This is a genomic window from Nocardia huaxiensis, from assembly GCF_013744875.1.
Taxonomy (GTDB): Bacteria; Actinomycetota; Actinomycetes; order Mycobacteriales; family Mycobacteriaceae; genus Nocardia; species Nocardia huaxiensis.
In genome coordinates, this window is sequence record NZ_CP059399.1 from 8,104,947 (window position 1) to 8,119,423 (window position 14,477).

Annotated in this window: 12 protein-coding genes and 3 rRNA genes; 4 read left to right on the forward strand and 11 right to left on the reverse strand. The window is 63.1% G+C overall.

Features of this window, described 5'->3' with window-relative positions; genetic code table 11:
* Window positions 1-62 precede the first annotated feature (62 nt).
* The 6 genes from H0264_RS37115 to H0264_RS37140 form a co-directional block, all read right to left on the reverse strand.
* Window positions 63-590, reverse strand: coding sequence for a hypothetical protein (locus tag H0264_RS37115; RefSeq protein WP_181581860.1), 528 nt, complete (start codon window positions 588-590; stop codon window positions 63-65).
* Window positions 587-889 (reverse strand): ATP/GTP-binding protein, encoded by a 303-nt coding sequence (locus tag H0264_RS37120; RefSeq protein WP_181581861.1) that lies wholly within the window; start codon window positions 887-889, stop codon window positions 587-589. The genes H0264_RS37115 and H0264_RS37120 overlap by 4 nt, the downstream gene beginning before the upstream one ends.
* Window positions 890-899: 10 nt before the next feature.
* Window positions 900-1,580, reverse strand: coding sequence for an endonuclease NucS (nucS, locus tag H0264_RS37125; RefSeq protein WP_181581862.1), 681 nt, complete (start codon window positions 1,578-1,580; stop codon window positions 900-902).
* Between the two features lie 120 nt (window positions 1,581-1,700).
* Window positions 1,701-1,817, reverse strand: a 5S ribosomal RNA gene (gene rrf, locus H0264_RS37130).
* 129 nt (window positions 1,818-1,946) lie between these two features.
* Window positions 1,947-5,052, reverse strand: a 23S ribosomal RNA gene (locus tag H0264_RS37135).
* 319 nt (window positions 5,053-5,371) lie between these two features.
* Window positions 5,372-6,888, reverse strand: a 16S ribosomal RNA gene (locus tag H0264_RS37140).
* Together the 16S, 23S and 5S rRNA genes form the textbook arrangement of a ribosomal RNA operon.
* 487 nt (window positions 6,889-7,375) lie before the next feature.
* On the opposite strand from H0264_RS37140, the gene H0264_RS37145 reads away from it, so the two are divergent.
* Window positions 7,376-7,657, forward strand: a complete 282-nt coding sequence (locus H0264_RS37145) for a hypothetical protein (protein WP_181581863.1) — start codon at window positions 7,376-7,378, stop codon at window positions 7,655-7,657.
* A 62-nt stretch (window positions 7,658-7,719) separates the two neighbouring features.
* Here the strand turns inward: H0264_RS37145 and H0264_RS37150 are convergent, their stop codons facing one another.
* Window positions 7,720-8,346 carry a hypothetical protein gene (locus H0264_RS37150; protein ID WP_181581864.1) on the reverse strand — a complete coding sequence of 209 codons (627 nt, stop codon included), beginning with the start codon at window positions 8,344-8,346 and terminating at the stop codon, window positions 7,720-7,722.
* Between the two features lie 111 nt (window positions 8,347-8,457).
* On the opposite strand from H0264_RS37150, the gene H0264_RS37155 reads away from it, so the two are divergent.
* Window positions 8,458-8,715: a hypothetical protein gene (locus H0264_RS37155; RefSeq protein WP_181581865.1), complete on the forward strand. Its 258-nt coding sequence runs from the start codon at window positions 8,458-8,460 to the stop codon at window positions 8,713-8,715.
* A gap of 419 nt (window positions 8,716-9,134) precedes the next feature.
* On the opposite strand, the gene H0264_RS37160 is transcribed toward H0264_RS37155, so the two are convergent.
* Both H0264_RS37160 and H0264_RS37165 read right to left on the reverse strand, forming a co-directional pair.
* Window positions 9,135-9,815, reverse strand: a complete 681-nt coding sequence (locus tag H0264_RS37160) for a DUF4386 domain-containing protein (RefSeq protein WP_181581866.1) — start codon at window positions 9,813-9,815, stop codon at window positions 9,135-9,137.
* Window positions 9,816-9,827: 12 nt separating this feature from the next.
* The gene (locus H0264_RS37165; protein WP_181581867.1) at window positions 9,828-10,745 is read right to left on the reverse strand and encodes an NAD-dependent epimerase/dehydratase family protein; all 918 of its coding nucleotides are present in this window, start codon (window positions 10,743-10,745) and stop codon (window positions 9,828-9,830) included.
* A gap of 151 nt (window positions 10,746-10,896) precedes the next feature.
* On the opposite strand from H0264_RS37165, the gene H0264_RS37170 reads away from it, so the two are divergent.
* Window positions 10,897-11,619 (forward strand): TetR/AcrR family transcriptional regulator, encoded by a 723-nt coding sequence (locus tag H0264_RS37170; RefSeq protein ID WP_181581868.1) that lies wholly within the window; start codon window positions 10,897-10,899, stop codon window positions 11,617-11,619.
* 82 nt (window positions 11,620-11,701) lie between these two features.
* Window positions 11,702-12,238, forward strand: coding sequence for a hypothetical protein (locus H0264_RS37175; protein WP_181581869.1), 537 nt, complete (start codon window positions 11,702-11,704; stop codon window positions 12,236-12,238).
* 99 nt (window positions 12,239-12,337) lie between these two features.
* Here H0264_RS37175 and groL read toward each other — a convergent pair whose 3' ends face one another.
* Both groL and H0264_RS37185 read right to left on the reverse strand, forming a co-directional pair.
* Entirely contained in the window at window positions 12,338-13,960 is a 1,623-nt protein-coding gene (groL, locus tag H0264_RS37180) for a chaperonin GroEL (RefSeq protein WP_181581870.1), read from the reverse strand.
* A gap of 169 nt (window positions 13,961-14,129) precedes the next feature.
* Complete coding sequence (locus tag H0264_RS37185; protein ID WP_181581871.1) at window positions 14,130-14,429, reverse strand: hypothetical protein; 300 nt, start codon at window positions 14,427-14,429, stop codon at window positions 14,130-14,132.
* Window positions 14,430-14,477: the final 48 nt, after the last annotated feature.

Here is a 14,477-nt window from a genome sequence, read left to right on the forward strand (position 1 = left end):
CTGTAGTGAGCGGCGACATCCCCAGCGGCGGGAATCGGCCCCTCATTTCTGGGGGCTCCCGATCACCAGATATCCGCCCACACGGGACGTTCCGGAATGTCGAAGGCGGCGTAGTTGCCGCGCACCAGCAGCGGGATGTGCGTGCCCGCCGGGAACTGCGCCAACAGCGCCTTCGCCGTGGATTCACGCCAATGCGGATACCGATACTCCTTGCGGATCCGGTACTCCTCGCCCGTCTCCGGGTGCGTGAAATCGGCATGGACGCGGACCCGATGCGTATCGGAATAGGGGATGTGACGGCCATCGAACTTCCGGTACCGGACCTCCGACACGGTTCCCAACGTCTTCGCGCCCGCACGGCGCAGGTAATCGCGCCGCTGACGCCAGGCCACACCCAGCAGCAGGATCCACAGCTGGATCGCGACGAACACCCCCGCAAAGCCGGTGATGAGACCGAGCGGCTCGAGATCCAGCCAGACCCCGACCCACCAGCCGGCATTGAAACCCAGCGCGCCGACCAGCAACGCACCCAGCGCGACCGGAATCATCCACAGCAGGGTCTTGCCGCCGACCAGGTTCTTACGGCTCATGACCACTTCCGGGTAATGGTGCGGGTGCGGCGGCCACGCCAGCAGCCGGTGTGCCAGTGCCGGCGGTCGTCCTCGCCGCCATGGGCCTGCCAGGCGACGATGTGCGCGACGCCGGGCATGATCTCCTGATCGCAGCCGGGGCAGCGGTAGCGCTTCACCGCGCGGGTGCCGGGAACCGTTCGTACGACATAGGTTTCGCCGTCGGGGCCGTCCTCGGTGCGGCCGAAGACGTCGCCGATGGGGCGCGGCTCCGACTGGAACCGCGCCGGGTCCTTGGGGCGAGGTTTCCGGCGGGGCATGGTATCGAGGTTAGAACAGGCGGAATTCGTCGCTCTCGGTGCCACGGAGAGCGTCGTAATCCAGGGTCAGGCAGCGGATTCCACGGTCGGTGGCGAGAACTTTGGCCTGGGGCTTGATCTGCTGGGCGGCGAAGACGCCGGCGACGGGGGCCAGGAGGGGGTCGCGGTTGAGCAGTTCGAGGTAGCGGGTCAGCTGTTCGACACCGTCGATCTCGCCGCGGCGTTTGATCTCGACGGCGACCGTCGCACCGTCGGCGTCGCGGCAGAGGATGTCGACCGGGCCGATGGCGGTCATGTACTCACGGCGGATCAATGTGTAACCGGGGCCGAGGGTTTCGATGTGCTCGGCCAGAAGTTCCTGGAGGTGGGCTTCCACGCCGTCCTTCTGGAGGCCGGGATCCACGCCGAGTTCGTGCGAGGAATCGTGCTCGATCTCCTCGATGGTGATGCGGAGTTCCTCGCCGGCCTTGTTGGTGACCACCCACAGGGCTTTCGCTGTCTCCGAATCGCTTTCGCGTTCCTCCAGCCAGCACGGGGGGCTCATCCAGTTCAACGGCTTGTAGGAGCCGCCGTCGGAGTGCACCAGCACCGAACCGTCCGCCTTCGTCAGAATCAGGCGGCGGGCCATCGGCAGATGGGCGGTGAGGCGACCGACGTAGTCCACCTGGCAACGAGCAATCACGAGGCGCATTCGAATCACCCTAGCGGTAGGGCTGTCCGACAACTCCGAAGGGGGACAACCAAATACGGACGAAATAGTCGTAGAACGCAGAAACCCCCTGACCGAGGTCAGGGGGTTTCGCGAATGATGTTCCGGCGGTGTCCTACTCTCCCACACCCTGTCGAGTGCAGTACCATCGGCGCAGGTGGCCTTAGCTTCCGGGTTCGGAATGGGACCGGGCGTTTCCCCACCGCTATAGCCGCCGTAACTCTATGAAACTAAGGGGGTTTCCGGGGGTGTAACCCCCGCTGAAACTCCCCACCGTCGTCGAGGGTGAACCCTCAACACACGGTGTGTGTTGTTTCAGATACCGCACAGTGGACGCGTAGCTTCTTTGTTGGTAAGTCCTCGGCCTATTAGTACCGGTCACCTGCACCAGTTACCTGGCTTCCAGTTCCGGCCTATCAACCCGATGGTCTGTCGGGGGCCTTACCCCATCAAGTGGGTGAGAAACCTCATCTTGGAACAGGCTTCCCGCTTAGATGCTTTCAGCGGTTATCCCTTCCGAACGTAGCAAACCAGCCGTGCTCCTGGCGGAACAACTGGCACACCAGAGGTTCGTCCGTCCCGGTCCTCTCGTACTAGGGACAGCCTTCCTCAAGTTTCTGACGCGCGCGGCGGATAGAGACCGAACTGTCTCACGACGTTCTAAACCCAGCTCGCGTGCCGCTTTAATGGGCGAACAGCCCAACCCTTGGGACCTACTCCAGCCCCAGGATGCGACGAGCCGACATCGAGGTGCCAAACCATCCCGTCGATATGGACTCTTGGGGAAGATCAGCCTGTTATCCCCGGGGTACCTTTTATCCGTTGAGCGACACCGCTTCCACTTGCCGGTGCCGGATCACTAGTCCCGACTTTCGTCCCTGCTCGACCTGTCGGTCTCACAGTCAAGCTCCCTTGTGCACTTGCACTCGACACCTGATTGCCAACCAGGCTGAGGGAACCTTTGGGCGCCTCCGTTACATTTTGGGAGGCAACCGCCCCAGTTAAACTACCCACCAGGCACTGTCCCTGAACCCGATCAGGGTCCGAGGTTAGAGGTCCAATACGATCAGAGTGGTATTTCAACGACGACTCCACAAACACTGGCGTGTCTGCTTCACAGTCTCCCACCTATCCTACACAAACCGTACCGAACACCAATACCAAGCTATAGTGAAGGTCCCGGGGTCTTTTCGTCCTGCCGCGCGTAACGAGCATCTTTACTCGTACTGCAATTTCGCCGAGTCTGTGGTTGAGACAGCAGAGAAGTCGTTACGCCATTCGTGCAGGTCGGAACTTACCCGACAAGGAATTTCGCTACCTTAGGATGGTTATAGTTACCACCGCCGTTTACCGGGGCTTAAATTCTCAGCTTCGCGCCGAAGCGCTAACCGGTCCTCTTAACCTTCCGGCACCGGGCAGGCGTCAGTCCGTATACATCGTCTTACGACTTCGCACGGACCTGTGTTTTTAGTAAACAGTCGCTTCTCTCTGGTCTCTGCGACCTCACTCAGCTCGATCCGCAAGGGATGTCACCAAGCAAGGTCCCCCTTCTCCCGAAGTTACGGGGGCATTTTGCCGAGTTCCTTAACCACAGTTATCTCGATCGCCTTGGTATTCTCTACCTGACCACCTGTGTCGGTTTGGGGTACGGGCCGTGTATCAACTCACTAGAGGCTTTTCTCGGCAGCATAGGATCACTGAATTCGCCTCAATCGGCTACGCATCACCTCTCAGGCTGTATGCGGTGCGGATTTGCCTACACCACGCCCTACAGGCTTACACCAGGTATTCCATCACCTGGCCCAGCTACCTTCCTGCGTCACCCCATCGCTTGACTACTACAGCCAGGGTCGTATGCAGCCACTTCCGGCCTCCCGAAGGAGGTCCATCCGCTTTTGGATACTTAGCACAACTGATTCGCCATTGGGCGCGGATACACGGGTACGGGAATATCAACCCGTTGTCCATCGACTACGCCTGTCGGCCTCGCCTTAGGTCCCGACTCACCCTGGGCGGATTAACCTGGCCCAGGAACCCTTGGTCATTCGGCGGACGAGTTTCTCACTCGTCTTTCGCTACTCATGCCTGCATTCTCACTCGCGCAGCCTCCACGGCTGGATCACTCCGCCGCTTCCCTGGCTACACGACGCTCCCCTACCCATCCACACTCCTGGCCCGAAGGCGGGATAATGTGTGAATGCCGCGGCTTCGGCGGTGTACTTGAGCCCCGCTACATTGTCGGCGCAGGATCACTTGACCAGTGAGCTATTACGCACTCTTTCAAGGGTGGCTGCTTCTAAGCCAACCTCCTGGTTGTCTTCGCGACCCCACATCCTTTTCCACTTAGTACACGCTTAGGGGCCTTAGCCGGCGATCTGGGCTGTTTCCCTCTCGACTATGAAGCTTATCCCCCACAGTCTCACTGCCGCGCTCTCACTCACCGGCATTCGGAGTTTGGCTGACTTCGGTAAGCTTGTGGGCCCCCTAGGCCATCCAGTAGCTCTACCTCCGGTGAGAAACACGCGACGCTGCACCTAAATGCATTTCGGGGAGAACCAGCTATCACGGAGTTTGATTGGCCTTTCACCCCTACCCACAGCTCATCCCCTCAGTTTTCAACCTAAGTGGGTTCGGGCCTCCACGACGTCTTACCGTCGCTTCACCCTGGCCATGGGTAGATCACTCCGCTTCGGGTCCATAGTGTGCGACTCACTCGCCCTATTCGGACTCGCTTTCGCTACGGCTCCCCCACACGGGTTAACCTCGCCACACACCGATGACTCGCAGGCTCATTCTTCAAAAGGCACGCCATCACCCCACAATGAGGGCTCTGACGGATTGTAAGCGCACGGTTTCAGGTACTATTTCACTCCCCTCCCGGGGTACTTTTCACCTTTCCCTCACGGTACTAGTCCGCTATCGGTCACCAGGTAGTATTCAGGCTTATCGGGTGGTCCCGACAGATTCACAGCAGATTTCACGGGCCCGCTGCTACTCGGGTGCCTACTACGGAAGCCAAGATGTTTTCGTCTACAGGACTCTCACCCTCTACGGTTGGCCGTCCCAGACCAATTCGACTAACAACTTGGTTTCTTACTCCCGCTAGACTCGGCAGAATCTAGAAAGTAGGTCCCACAACCCCGACTATGCAACGACTGCCGTCTATCACACATAATCGGTTTAGCCTCTTCCGCTTTCGCTCGCCACTACTCACGGAATCACTGTTGTTTTCTCTTCCTGTGGGTACTGAGATGTTTCACTTCCCCACGTTCCCTCCACACGCCCTATATATTCAGGCGCGGGTAACACGACATCACTCGTGCTGGGTTTCCCCATTCGGAAATCCTCGGATCTCAGCTCGGTTGACAGCTCCCCGAGGCTTATCGCAGCCTCCTACGTCCTTCATCGGCTCCTGGTGCCAAGGCATCCACCGTACGCTCTTACACACTTACTAACAAAGATGCTCGCGTCCACTGTGCAGTTCTCAAACAACACACCCACTCAGATTTGATTTCAGGACCTCTCCGGCAAGCCGGCGGTTTCTCAGAAGATCCGAGCGGATCGTTTTTTGCCTGGAAAGAACGTCTGTTCTTTCAGGACCCAACAGTGTGTCGATATATCAACCGCGAAGAAAGACTTGGCTTTCTCCGTATGCGGGAGAGGTTGTCAGTGTTCCACCCATGAGCTCCAGCCGGACTACGTGTGAGTCCGAAACTGTCTCTGCCAGAACCACTCTCACCTGTGTGAGGCGTTTCTGGAGAAGTGCTCCTTAGAAAGGAGGTGATCCAGCCGCACCTTCCGGTACGGCTACCTTGTTACGACTTCGTCCCAATCGCCAATCCCACCTTCGACAGCTCCCTCCACAAGGGTTAGGCCACTGGCTTCGGGTGTTACCGACTTTCATGACGTGACGGGCGGTGTGTACAAGGCCCGGGAACGTATTCACCGCAGCGTTGCTGATCTGCGATTACTAGCGACTCCAACTTCACGGGGTCGAGTTGCAGACCCCGATCCGAACTGAGACCGGCTTTAAGGGATTCGCTCCACCTCACGGTATCGCAGCCCTCTGTACCGGCCATTGTAGCATGTGTGAAGCCCTGGACATAAGGGGCATGATGACTTGACGTCGTCCCCACCTTCCTCCGAGTTGACCCCGGCAGTCTCTCACGAGTCCCCGCCATTACGCGCTGGCAACATAAGATAAGGGTTGCGCTCGTTGCGGGACTTAACCCAACATCTCACGACACGAGCTGACGACAGCCATGCACCACCTGTACACCGACCACAAGGGGGGCCATATCTCTATGGCTTTCCGGTGTATGTCAAACCCAGGTAAGGTTCTTCGCGTTGCATCGAATTAATCCACATGCTCCGCCGCTTGTGCGGGCCCCCGTCAATTCCTTTGAGTTTTAGCCTTGCGGCCGTACTCCCCAGGCGGGGTACTTAATGCGTTAGCTACGGCACGGATCCCGTGGAAGGAAACCCACACCTAGTACCCACCGTTTACGGCGTGGACTACCAGGGTATCTAATCCTGTTCGCTACCCACGCTTTCGCTTCTCAGCGTCAGTTACTTCCCAGAGACCCGCCTTCGCCACCGGTGTTCCTCCTGATATCTGCGCATTTCACCGCTACACCAGGAATTCCAGTCTCCCCTGAAGTACTCTAGTCTGCCCGTATCGACTGCAGGCTCGCGGTTGAGCCGCGAGTTTTCACAATCGACGTGACAGACCGCCTACAAGCTCTTTACGCCCAGTAATTCCGGACAACGCTCGCACCCTACGTATTACCGCGGCTGCTGGCACGTAGTTGGCCGGTGCTTCTTCTACAGGTACCGTCACTTGCGCTTCGTCCCTGTCGAAAGAGGTTTACAACCCGAAGGCCGTCATCCCTCACGCGGCGTCGCTGCATCAGGCTTTCGCCCATTGTGCAATATTCCCCACTGCTGCCTCCCGTAGGAGTCTGGGCCGTGTCTCAGTCCCAGTGTGGCCGGTCGCCCTCTCAGGCCGGCTACCCGTCGTCGCCTTGGTAGGCCATTACCCCACCAACAAGCTGATAGGCCGCGGGCCCATCTCGCACCAGTAAACCTTTCCAACACCAAGCATGCACTCGGTGCTCATATCCGGTATTAGACCCAGTTTCCCAGGCTTATCCCAGAGTGCGAGGCAGATCACCCACGTGTTACTCACCCGTTCGCCGCTCGTGTACCCCGAAGGGCCTTACCGCTCGACTTGCATGTGTTAAGCACGCCGCCAGCGTTCGTCCTGAGCCAGGATCAAACTCTCCGTTGAAGACTCTCAACCACACTCCGAAGAGTGCAATCAGAAGTAAACGTGAGTCCGAAAACCCAGCAAAATAAACGCCAGCTCGGAAATTAAGCTGACTAAATGTTCGACACCCACACGGGGGGCGGATGCCGAAACCAATAAATTATTGGCACTGACATTCATCGACACACTATTGAGTTCTCAAAGAACACACGCACAAACGAACTCCCGGGCGCTTGTCCCGCTCGTTCGTGAGGCAACTTTTTACAGCTTAGCCCAGCCATCGCAGCAGAACCAAATCCGCTGATCAGGGTGGAACCAGTGTGATCATCAGGCGCTCCTCGTCCAACCTCGTTTCCCAGGCCCTTGGGGCTCCGGGTCGGTGTCCGTGTCGCTCTGACCTGGAATAAGTTACGTGGTGCGACGAAGCGAAGTCAAATCGGCTGGTCAGACCGCATGAATCCGGTCTTTTACCCATATTCGGACCATCCGATGGCGCACCCTATGTGGCATGTACGTCAGCGGTTGGTCCATCACGAGCGCCGTCGTCGACGAGTTCGCGGAAAGAATCCCCGGCGAACACGAAACCGTGTGGCGCGTCAGCTGGCTGCCGGGCCGGCTCCTCACCAGAGACCAGGCGATCGCGGCCATCGAATTGGTGGAACTGCTCTACGACGCCGACCGCGCGAACGACAGGGGAATCCAGACCGCCATCGCCGTCGCCGCCGGGGTCCTCGGCATCCGGCCCATCGACGCGGCGGCCACACTCTCCGAACGACACCCCAACCGGTGAAAGACCGCGGGCCGGTCCACCTGTGCAGGTGGACCAGCCCGATCGGGTGAACCGCGACGCGCTCAGAGGCCGGCGCGCTCGATGAACGCCAGGGCCGACGCCTTGTCCTTCATGTTCGTCACCGCCACATAGAGCTTGGTGTCCGGATTGAAGTACTCGACCGTGCCGCTCGAACTCTTCTCGTCGAAACGGATCAGCTTGCCGCCCTTCTCGGTGAGACGATCCGGGAACTTGCTGCGCCAGAGGCCCGGCAGCTTGCTCGGGTCGGTACTGATGTGCGCCATCACCAGCGGATCCTTCGCACGGTCCAGCAGACCTGAGACCAGCGCATCCGACGACAGGATCGAAAACTCGGCACCCGTGGTGAAGACATCATCGTCGGTGTACCCCGGAGTCTTGGTGCGGGCGAAGTTCGGGGACACGGCGGTTCGCAGTGCGGCGGGCATCGCGTCCACGATCGGCTTCGCGTCCGCCGGGATCGGAGTGGTCGACGCGGCGGCGGTGGTCGACTTCGTGGTCGATTTGGTGGTCGACGGCGCGGTGGTGGTCGGTGCGGCGGTCGCCGGGACCAACTGGGTCGCGTTCGCGGTCGTCGCGGCCGCGGGCGCGGGATCATCGCCACCGCCTAGAGCGACCACGAGCCCGATCACCACGACCAGCACCACCGCCACCGCCACACCGCCCAGCACGATCGGCGACTGCCACGCGGGCTTGCCCGGCGGCGTCGGCTGCGGCTGCCCCCACTGTTGCGGAGTCTGCCCCGACCACGGCTGACCCGGCTGCTGCGGGGAGGGCTGCGGTTGCCCGGACCGGAATTGCGCCTGCTGCGGCTGACCGAACTGCGGCTGGCCCGGCTGCGAGTGGCCGAACTGCCCCGCACCGGGCTGCGGCGGGACCTGGCCGAATTGGGGCTGACCCGGCTGCGACTGACCGAAGTGCGGCTGGCCGGGAGCGGCCTGACCGAACTGCGGCTGAGCAGGAGCGGCCTGACCAGGATGAGGTTGACCGAACTGCGGTCCGGCCGGCTGACTCTGCCACGGCCGGCTCTGCCCCTGTGAGGGCTGGGACGGCTCCGAAGGCTGCCAGGACTGCTCGGGCCGCGGTTGCCCCTGGTGCGGGGCAGGGTGGCCGCCCTGTGGCGAAAATACTTGTGTCGCTGGGGAATCCTGCGAAAGAGGTGGCTGCGAGACCGGTTGTCCGGCGGGGGCTGCCGAGCCGGGTCGCGGCGGGCTGGGCGGCGTACCCGGCGGCGGTGCCACATGCGGCGGCAGTTGCAGAGTGGGATGCGGGTCCTGATCCTGCGGAGGATTCGGCTGCTGCGGTGGAATGCCCGCGCCCGGCTGCTGATGTGGCGGATTTGTCATGCGTTCTCTCCCCGACCTCGGTGAGCCGAACTCCCCGGATCGGCCCGCGCTGGCGAGCGTACCGACCGGTAGCGAAGGTTTCATGGTGCACCCTCCACTACCGGCCGCATCACCTACTTTCGTCCGGGACCTCGGCGGAACAAGAACAGGGCCAGAACCAGCAGCCAACAGCTCCACAGGATGTAGCCGAGGAAGTTGAGCTGTTGAACGCCCGGCACCCCCAGCGGAACCAGCAGACCCGTGAGGATCGCGCACGCGGTGGCGTACCCGAGAACGGCGAACCAGCGTGGGAATCCACGGCCGTGCAGGCAGCGGGCGACGATCACCGTCCACACCGCCGTGAACAGGTATCCGCCCATTTCACCGAGCGCCGTACCCAGCAGGCGATTCGAGAGCTCGAATGCCGAAGTGGCGGAACCACTCTCAGCTTCCGACAGCGCGAGCTCGGCAAGACCCGGGACCAGCAGCGGCCAGCGCAACAGTCCGATCGCCTGCACCAGACCGGCAGCGACACCCGCTCGCACGGCCCATCGCATCAACGGCGAATCATCCAGGCGGCCGAGCAGGACCGCGATCGGCACGAAAAGCAGAGCACCCAGAGCCAGCAGCGCGAACCACGTGACGACAGCACCCTGATGCTCACGGAACAGCGCCAGCACTTCACCACTCGGCCTCGACAGCACATCGGGATAGTCGAAAACGCTTCCTAGACCGGAGAATCCGGCGTTCATCAGCACGACGGCCGCCACCAGCAGCAACGCCGCGATCCGAGCGGGGAGCCGGGTCGGGGTCATGACCGGGCCGTTCTAGTCGCGTGCCGCGAGGGTGGCGCGCACGGCATCCTCGGTCGGGGTGGGCTGAATGCCGAAACGGTTCGTGGCGGCCGTCGAGTCGACCACGAACGGGCGGTCGAACTGGTAGCGGAGTTCACGGATTTCGCGGGCGTCCGCGTTGAACAGGCCGGCTGCCCACAATACGGCGGACGGCATGCGCTTCACCTGGGCGGGTTTCGCGTCCGCGAGCTTCGCCGTGAGTTCGGCCAGGGCGCGCACCGACATCGGGGGCGGGGTGGGGACGTGCCAGGGTCGACCCCAGGCGGAATCGTCGTCGGCGACGGCCAGCAGGGTGCGGGCCACATCCCCGATGGCGGTCCAGCTGTGCGGGACGTCCGGATCGCCGGGGTAGAGGGCGGTCTTTCCCGCGGCGACGGCGGGCAGGACGGTGGCGGTGAAGGTCGAGTTCGCGCCGGCTCCGAGATAGTCCGAACCGCGCACCTCGGCGGTGCGGATGCGACCGGCCTCGTGTGCGGCCAGGGCCTCGGTCCAGAGTGCGGCCCGCACCCGGCCCTTCGACGAATTCGGCTGCAACGCAGTAGATTCGGTGACGGATCCGTCGAATTCGCCGTAGCCGTACAGATTTCCGACGGTGAGCAGCACCGCACCGGAGGTTTCGGCCGCCCGGATCGCTGCGTGGATGAGCGGCGGGAAGCCGGTAGCCCAGCGGTTGTAGGGCAGTCCGGCGCACTGGTGGATGACGGTCGCGCCCGCCGCATGCTCCGCGAGGGCAGCCGCATCGGTGGCGTCGACGGCGAGGCGGGTGATGCGGGCGTGGTGCGGTCCGGATCCGCTCCGGGTGAGGAGGCGGACGTCGTCGCCCCGCTCGGCCAGGAGAAGTGCGGTGGCCGTTCCGACGGGTCCGGCTCCGATGACGACGTGCAGGGACATGAGGTCCTCGATCCTGTCAGGTGTTCCGCTTCGAGAACAGTGTTCTCGCGACACGTCGACAGTAGATCCCGAGGTGAAACCCTGTCAAGAACAGTGTTCTTGTTACGAGTCACCGTTCTCGAAACGATTACTTGTTCTCTACACTGCGAACATGTCCGCCTCCTCCCTGCGCGCCCGCGTCCGCACCGAAATGGTCGAAGAGATCAAATCGACGGCCCGCAAACGCCTGGCGGTGGACGGGGCAAACCTCTCGCTGCGCGGCGTCGCCCGCGACATGGGCATAGTCGCCTCCGCCCTCTACCGCTACTTCCCCAGCCGCGACGACCTGCTCACCGCCCTCATCCTCGACGCCTACCGATCCCTCGGCGCCGCGGCCACTTCCGCCGCCGCAGCCGCCCCCGACTCCGACGACCGCACCAAATGGCTGGCTGCCTGCACCGCAGTCCGCGACTGGGCCCTCACCCACCCCACCGAATACGGCCTCCTCTACGGCAATCCGGTCCCCGGCTACGCCGCCCCCCAGGACACCATCGCCCCCGCCTCGGCCGTGGTCCTGCTCCTCGCCGACATCGCGACCACCGCTTCGACCGCCGGACGCCTCGACCCGCCACCCCTGACCACACCGCTCCCCGCACCGGTCCGCACGGACCTCCGCACCCTCATCGACCAGCGCGCCGCGATCAACCCACACACCGCCGACCTCCCCGAAGAAGTCCTCGACCGCGTATTCGCCGCCTGGACACAACTTTTCGGCCTCATCTCCTTCGAAATCTTCGGCCGCCTCGAAGGCACCATCGAATCCCGCACCGACTACTTCACCCACCACATGACCCTCATGGCCGACCTCGTCGGCCTGCGTGACCGCACACATTAGGCAGATCGCAAGCGTCGCTTAAGGGCAATGCCGGAGATTTTCCGCAGCGAAATGATCATGAATCGAGCAGCGGAGGCAGTCGATGAACCAGCCCGTCGGACCGATCGGCCGCCCGGCGTATGCCGTCCCGGCAGCGCAGTACGCGCCGATGACACCGCCAGGTCAAGCGGGACTCGTGACCGGCTTGTGCGCGGCGGCCTTCGCGGCCGGGCTCGGCGCGATGGCCGGATGGGGCAGCTATTCGGCCTTCTCGGTGTTCATGAGCTTCTCGAGCGAGATCCGCGCCCGCGTCGGCATTCAGAGTTGGATGGTGTTCCAGCCGCCCGCCGCGGCGCTTCTGCTGATCGGCGCGATCCTCCTGCTGTGCCGGTTGACCGCCGGGCGAGTCATGGTCATCGCCGGCTGCGCGGCTCTGGTTGCCCAGCAGGTCTGGAGCACCGCCGATTACCTGGTGGACAGCACCACCGTGGACGGGTCGCTGGTCGTCTTCTTGCTCATGCTGTCCGGCCCGCCGATTGCCACGGCGATCCTGGCCGGGGTGCCGCCGACCGGGAAGTGGATTCGTACGCGCCGCTCCGTCGCGAATCCAGTTGCGCCACAGCCATATCTGCCGCGCTGACCACTGCGTCCGGCAGAACGCCCGTACTACGCGCCGGAGCCCGGCCACCTCGCGGTGGCCGGGCTCCGTCTTGTCAAAACCGTTGCCGGAAGGCTGGACTCAGAAGTCCATGCCGCCCATGCCGCCGGTCGGGTCGCCCGCGGGGGCGGCCTTCTCCGGCTTGTCGGCGACGACGGCCTCGGTGGTGAGGAAGAGCGCCGCGATGGAGGCGGCGTTCTGCAGCGCCGAGCGGGTGACCTTGACCGGGTCGGCGACGCCGGCGGCCAGCAGGTCGACGTACTCGCCCGAGTCGGCGTTCAGGCCGTGGCCGGCGGGAAGGTTCGAGACCTTCTCGGCGACGACGCCGGGCTCGAGGCCGGCGTTGAAGGCGATCTGCTTCAGCGGGGCGGAGAGGGCGACGCGGACGATGTTCGCGCCGGTGGCCTCGTCACCGGTCAGGGACAGGGCGTCCAGGGCCGGAGCCGACTGCAGCAGGGCCACGCCACCACCGGCGACGATGCCCTCTTCGACGGCAGCCTTCGCGTTGCGGACGGCGTCCTCGATGCGGTGCTTGCGCTCCTTGAGCTCGACCTCGGTCGCAGCGCCGGCCTTGATGACCGCAACACCGCCGGCCAGCTTGGCCAGACGCTCCTGCAGCTTCTCACGGTCGTAGTCCGAGTCCGAGTTCTCGATCTCGGTGCGGATCTGCGCCACGCGGCCCTTGATGGCCTCCGGGTCGCCCGCGCCCTCGACGATGGTGGTCTCGTCCTTGGTGATGACGACCTTGCGGGCGGTGCCCAGCAGCTCCAGACCGGCGGTCTCCAGGGAGAGGCCGACCTCTTCGCTGATGACCTCGCCACCGGTGAGGATGGCGATGTCGGCCAGCATGGCCTTGCGGCGGTCACCGAAGCCCGGCGCCTTCACGGCGATGGACTTGAAGGTGCCGCGGATCTTGTTCACGACCAGGGTCGAAAGCGCTTCGCCCTCAACGTCTTCCGCGATGATCAGCAGCGGCTTGCCGGCCTGGATGACCTTCTCCAGCAGCGGCAGCAGGTCCTTGACGGTCGAGATCTTCGAACCGACGAGCAGGATGTACGGATCCTCGAGGACCGCTTCCTGACGCTCCGGGTCGGTCACGAAGTAACCGGAGATGTAGCCCTTGTCGAAGCGCATGCCCTCGGTCAGCTCCAGCTGGAGGCCGAAGGTGTTGCTCTCCTCGACGGTGATGACGCCTTCCTTGCCGACCTTGTCCATGGCCTCGGCGATCAGCTCACCGATGGACGAGTCGCCCGCCGAGATACCGGCGGTGGCAGCGATCTGCTCCTTGGTCTCGACCTCCTTGGCGGTGTCGAGCAGCTTGGCGGTGACGGCCTCGACGGCCTTCTCGATGCCGCGCTTCAGACCCAGCGGGTTCGCGCCGGCGGCAACGTTGCGCAGGCCCTCACGGACGAGCGCCTGAGCCAGAACGGTGGCGGTGGTGGTGCCGTCGCCCGCGACGTCGTCGGTCTTCTTGGCGACTTCCTTGACGAGCTCGGCACCGATCTTCTCGTACGGGTCCTCGAGCTCGATCTCCTTGGCGATGGAGACACCGTCGTTGGTGATGGTGGGGGCGCCCCACTTCTTCTCCAGAACGACGTTGCGGCCCTTCGGGCCCAGCGTCACCTTGACAGCGTCGGCGAGGGCGTTGAGGCCCCGCTCGAGACCGCGGCGGGCCTCTTCGTCGTACGCAATTGTCTTGGCCATTGCGTTGAGATCCTCCAGATCAGGGTTGACACGATCTGGCCAGGCTCGGTGCCCGCGACGGACGACCAGGGGTGTGTGGCTCCCGGCCTCACCGTTCTGACCTAGCACTCACAGGTCTGGAGTGCCAAAGCCATTTCTAGCACTCGGGGATACCGAGTGCAAGGTCGGATCAGCGGACCAAGCGATCGTCAACGCGCAGCAAGAGAGCGATCAAGGCGTCGGTGCGGCGTTCCTCGGGGGTGCGGGGCTCGCCGTGGTCGATGTTCACCAACTCGGCGTCTTGGAGGAGAAGTTCCGCTTCTATGCGCATGAGGGCGCGGATGAAGGGTGGAGCGACATCGGGTGGGAGGTCGCCGTTGACTATGAACCCGCCGTCGGGGGCGTCCTCGGTGGAGACATAGGACAGCGCGCGCAGCAGATCTGCGCGCGTTTCCCCCGCAACTAGGTCGGAACCCTCGGTACCCGCCATGCGGTCATCGTATCGGTCATATGGTCGACTCCGGCGCAGCCGGGGCCG

Excerpts from the sequence above, each read along its gene's own strand:
- H0264_RS37115 (WP_181581860.1), bottom strand. The coding sequence starts at position 590 with ATGAGCCGTAAGAACCTGGTCGGCGGCAAGACCCTGCTGTGGATGATT.
- H0264_RS37120 (WP_181581861.1), bottom strand. The coding sequence starts at position 889 with ATGCCCCGCCGGAAACCTCGCCCCAAGGACCCGGCGCGGTTCCAGTCG.
- nucS (WP_181581862.1), bottom strand. The coding sequence starts at position 1,580 with ATGCGCCTCGTGATTGCTCGTTGCCAGGTGGACTACGTCGGTCGCCTC.
- H0264_RS37145 (WP_181581863.1), top strand. The coding sequence starts at position 7,376 with ATGTACGTCAGCGGTTGGTCCATCACGAGCGCCGTCGTCGACGAGTTC.
- H0264_RS37160 (WP_181581866.1), bottom strand. The coding sequence starts at position 9,815 with ATGACCCCGACCCGGCTCCCCGCTCGGATCGCGGCGTTGCTGCTGGTG.
- H0264_RS37165 (WP_181581867.1), bottom strand. The coding sequence starts at position 10,745 with ATGTCCCTGCACGTCGTCATCGGAGCCGGACCCGTCGGAACGGCCACC.
- H0264_RS37170 (WP_181581868.1), top strand. The coding sequence starts at position 10,897 with ATGTCCGCCTCCTCCCTGCGCGCCCGCGTCCGCACCGAAATGGTCGAA.
- H0264_RS37175 (WP_181581869.1), top strand. The coding sequence starts at position 11,702 with ATGAACCAGCCCGTCGGACCGATCGGCCGCCCGGCGTATGCCGTCCCG.
- groL (WP_181581870.1), bottom strand. The coding sequence starts at position 13,960 with ATGGCCAAGACAATTGCGTACGACGAAGAGGCCCGCCGCGGTCTCGAG.
- H0264_RS37185 (WP_181581871.1), bottom strand. The coding sequence starts at position 14,429 with ATGGCGGGTACCGAGGGTTCCGACCTAGTTGCGGGGGAAACGCGCGCA.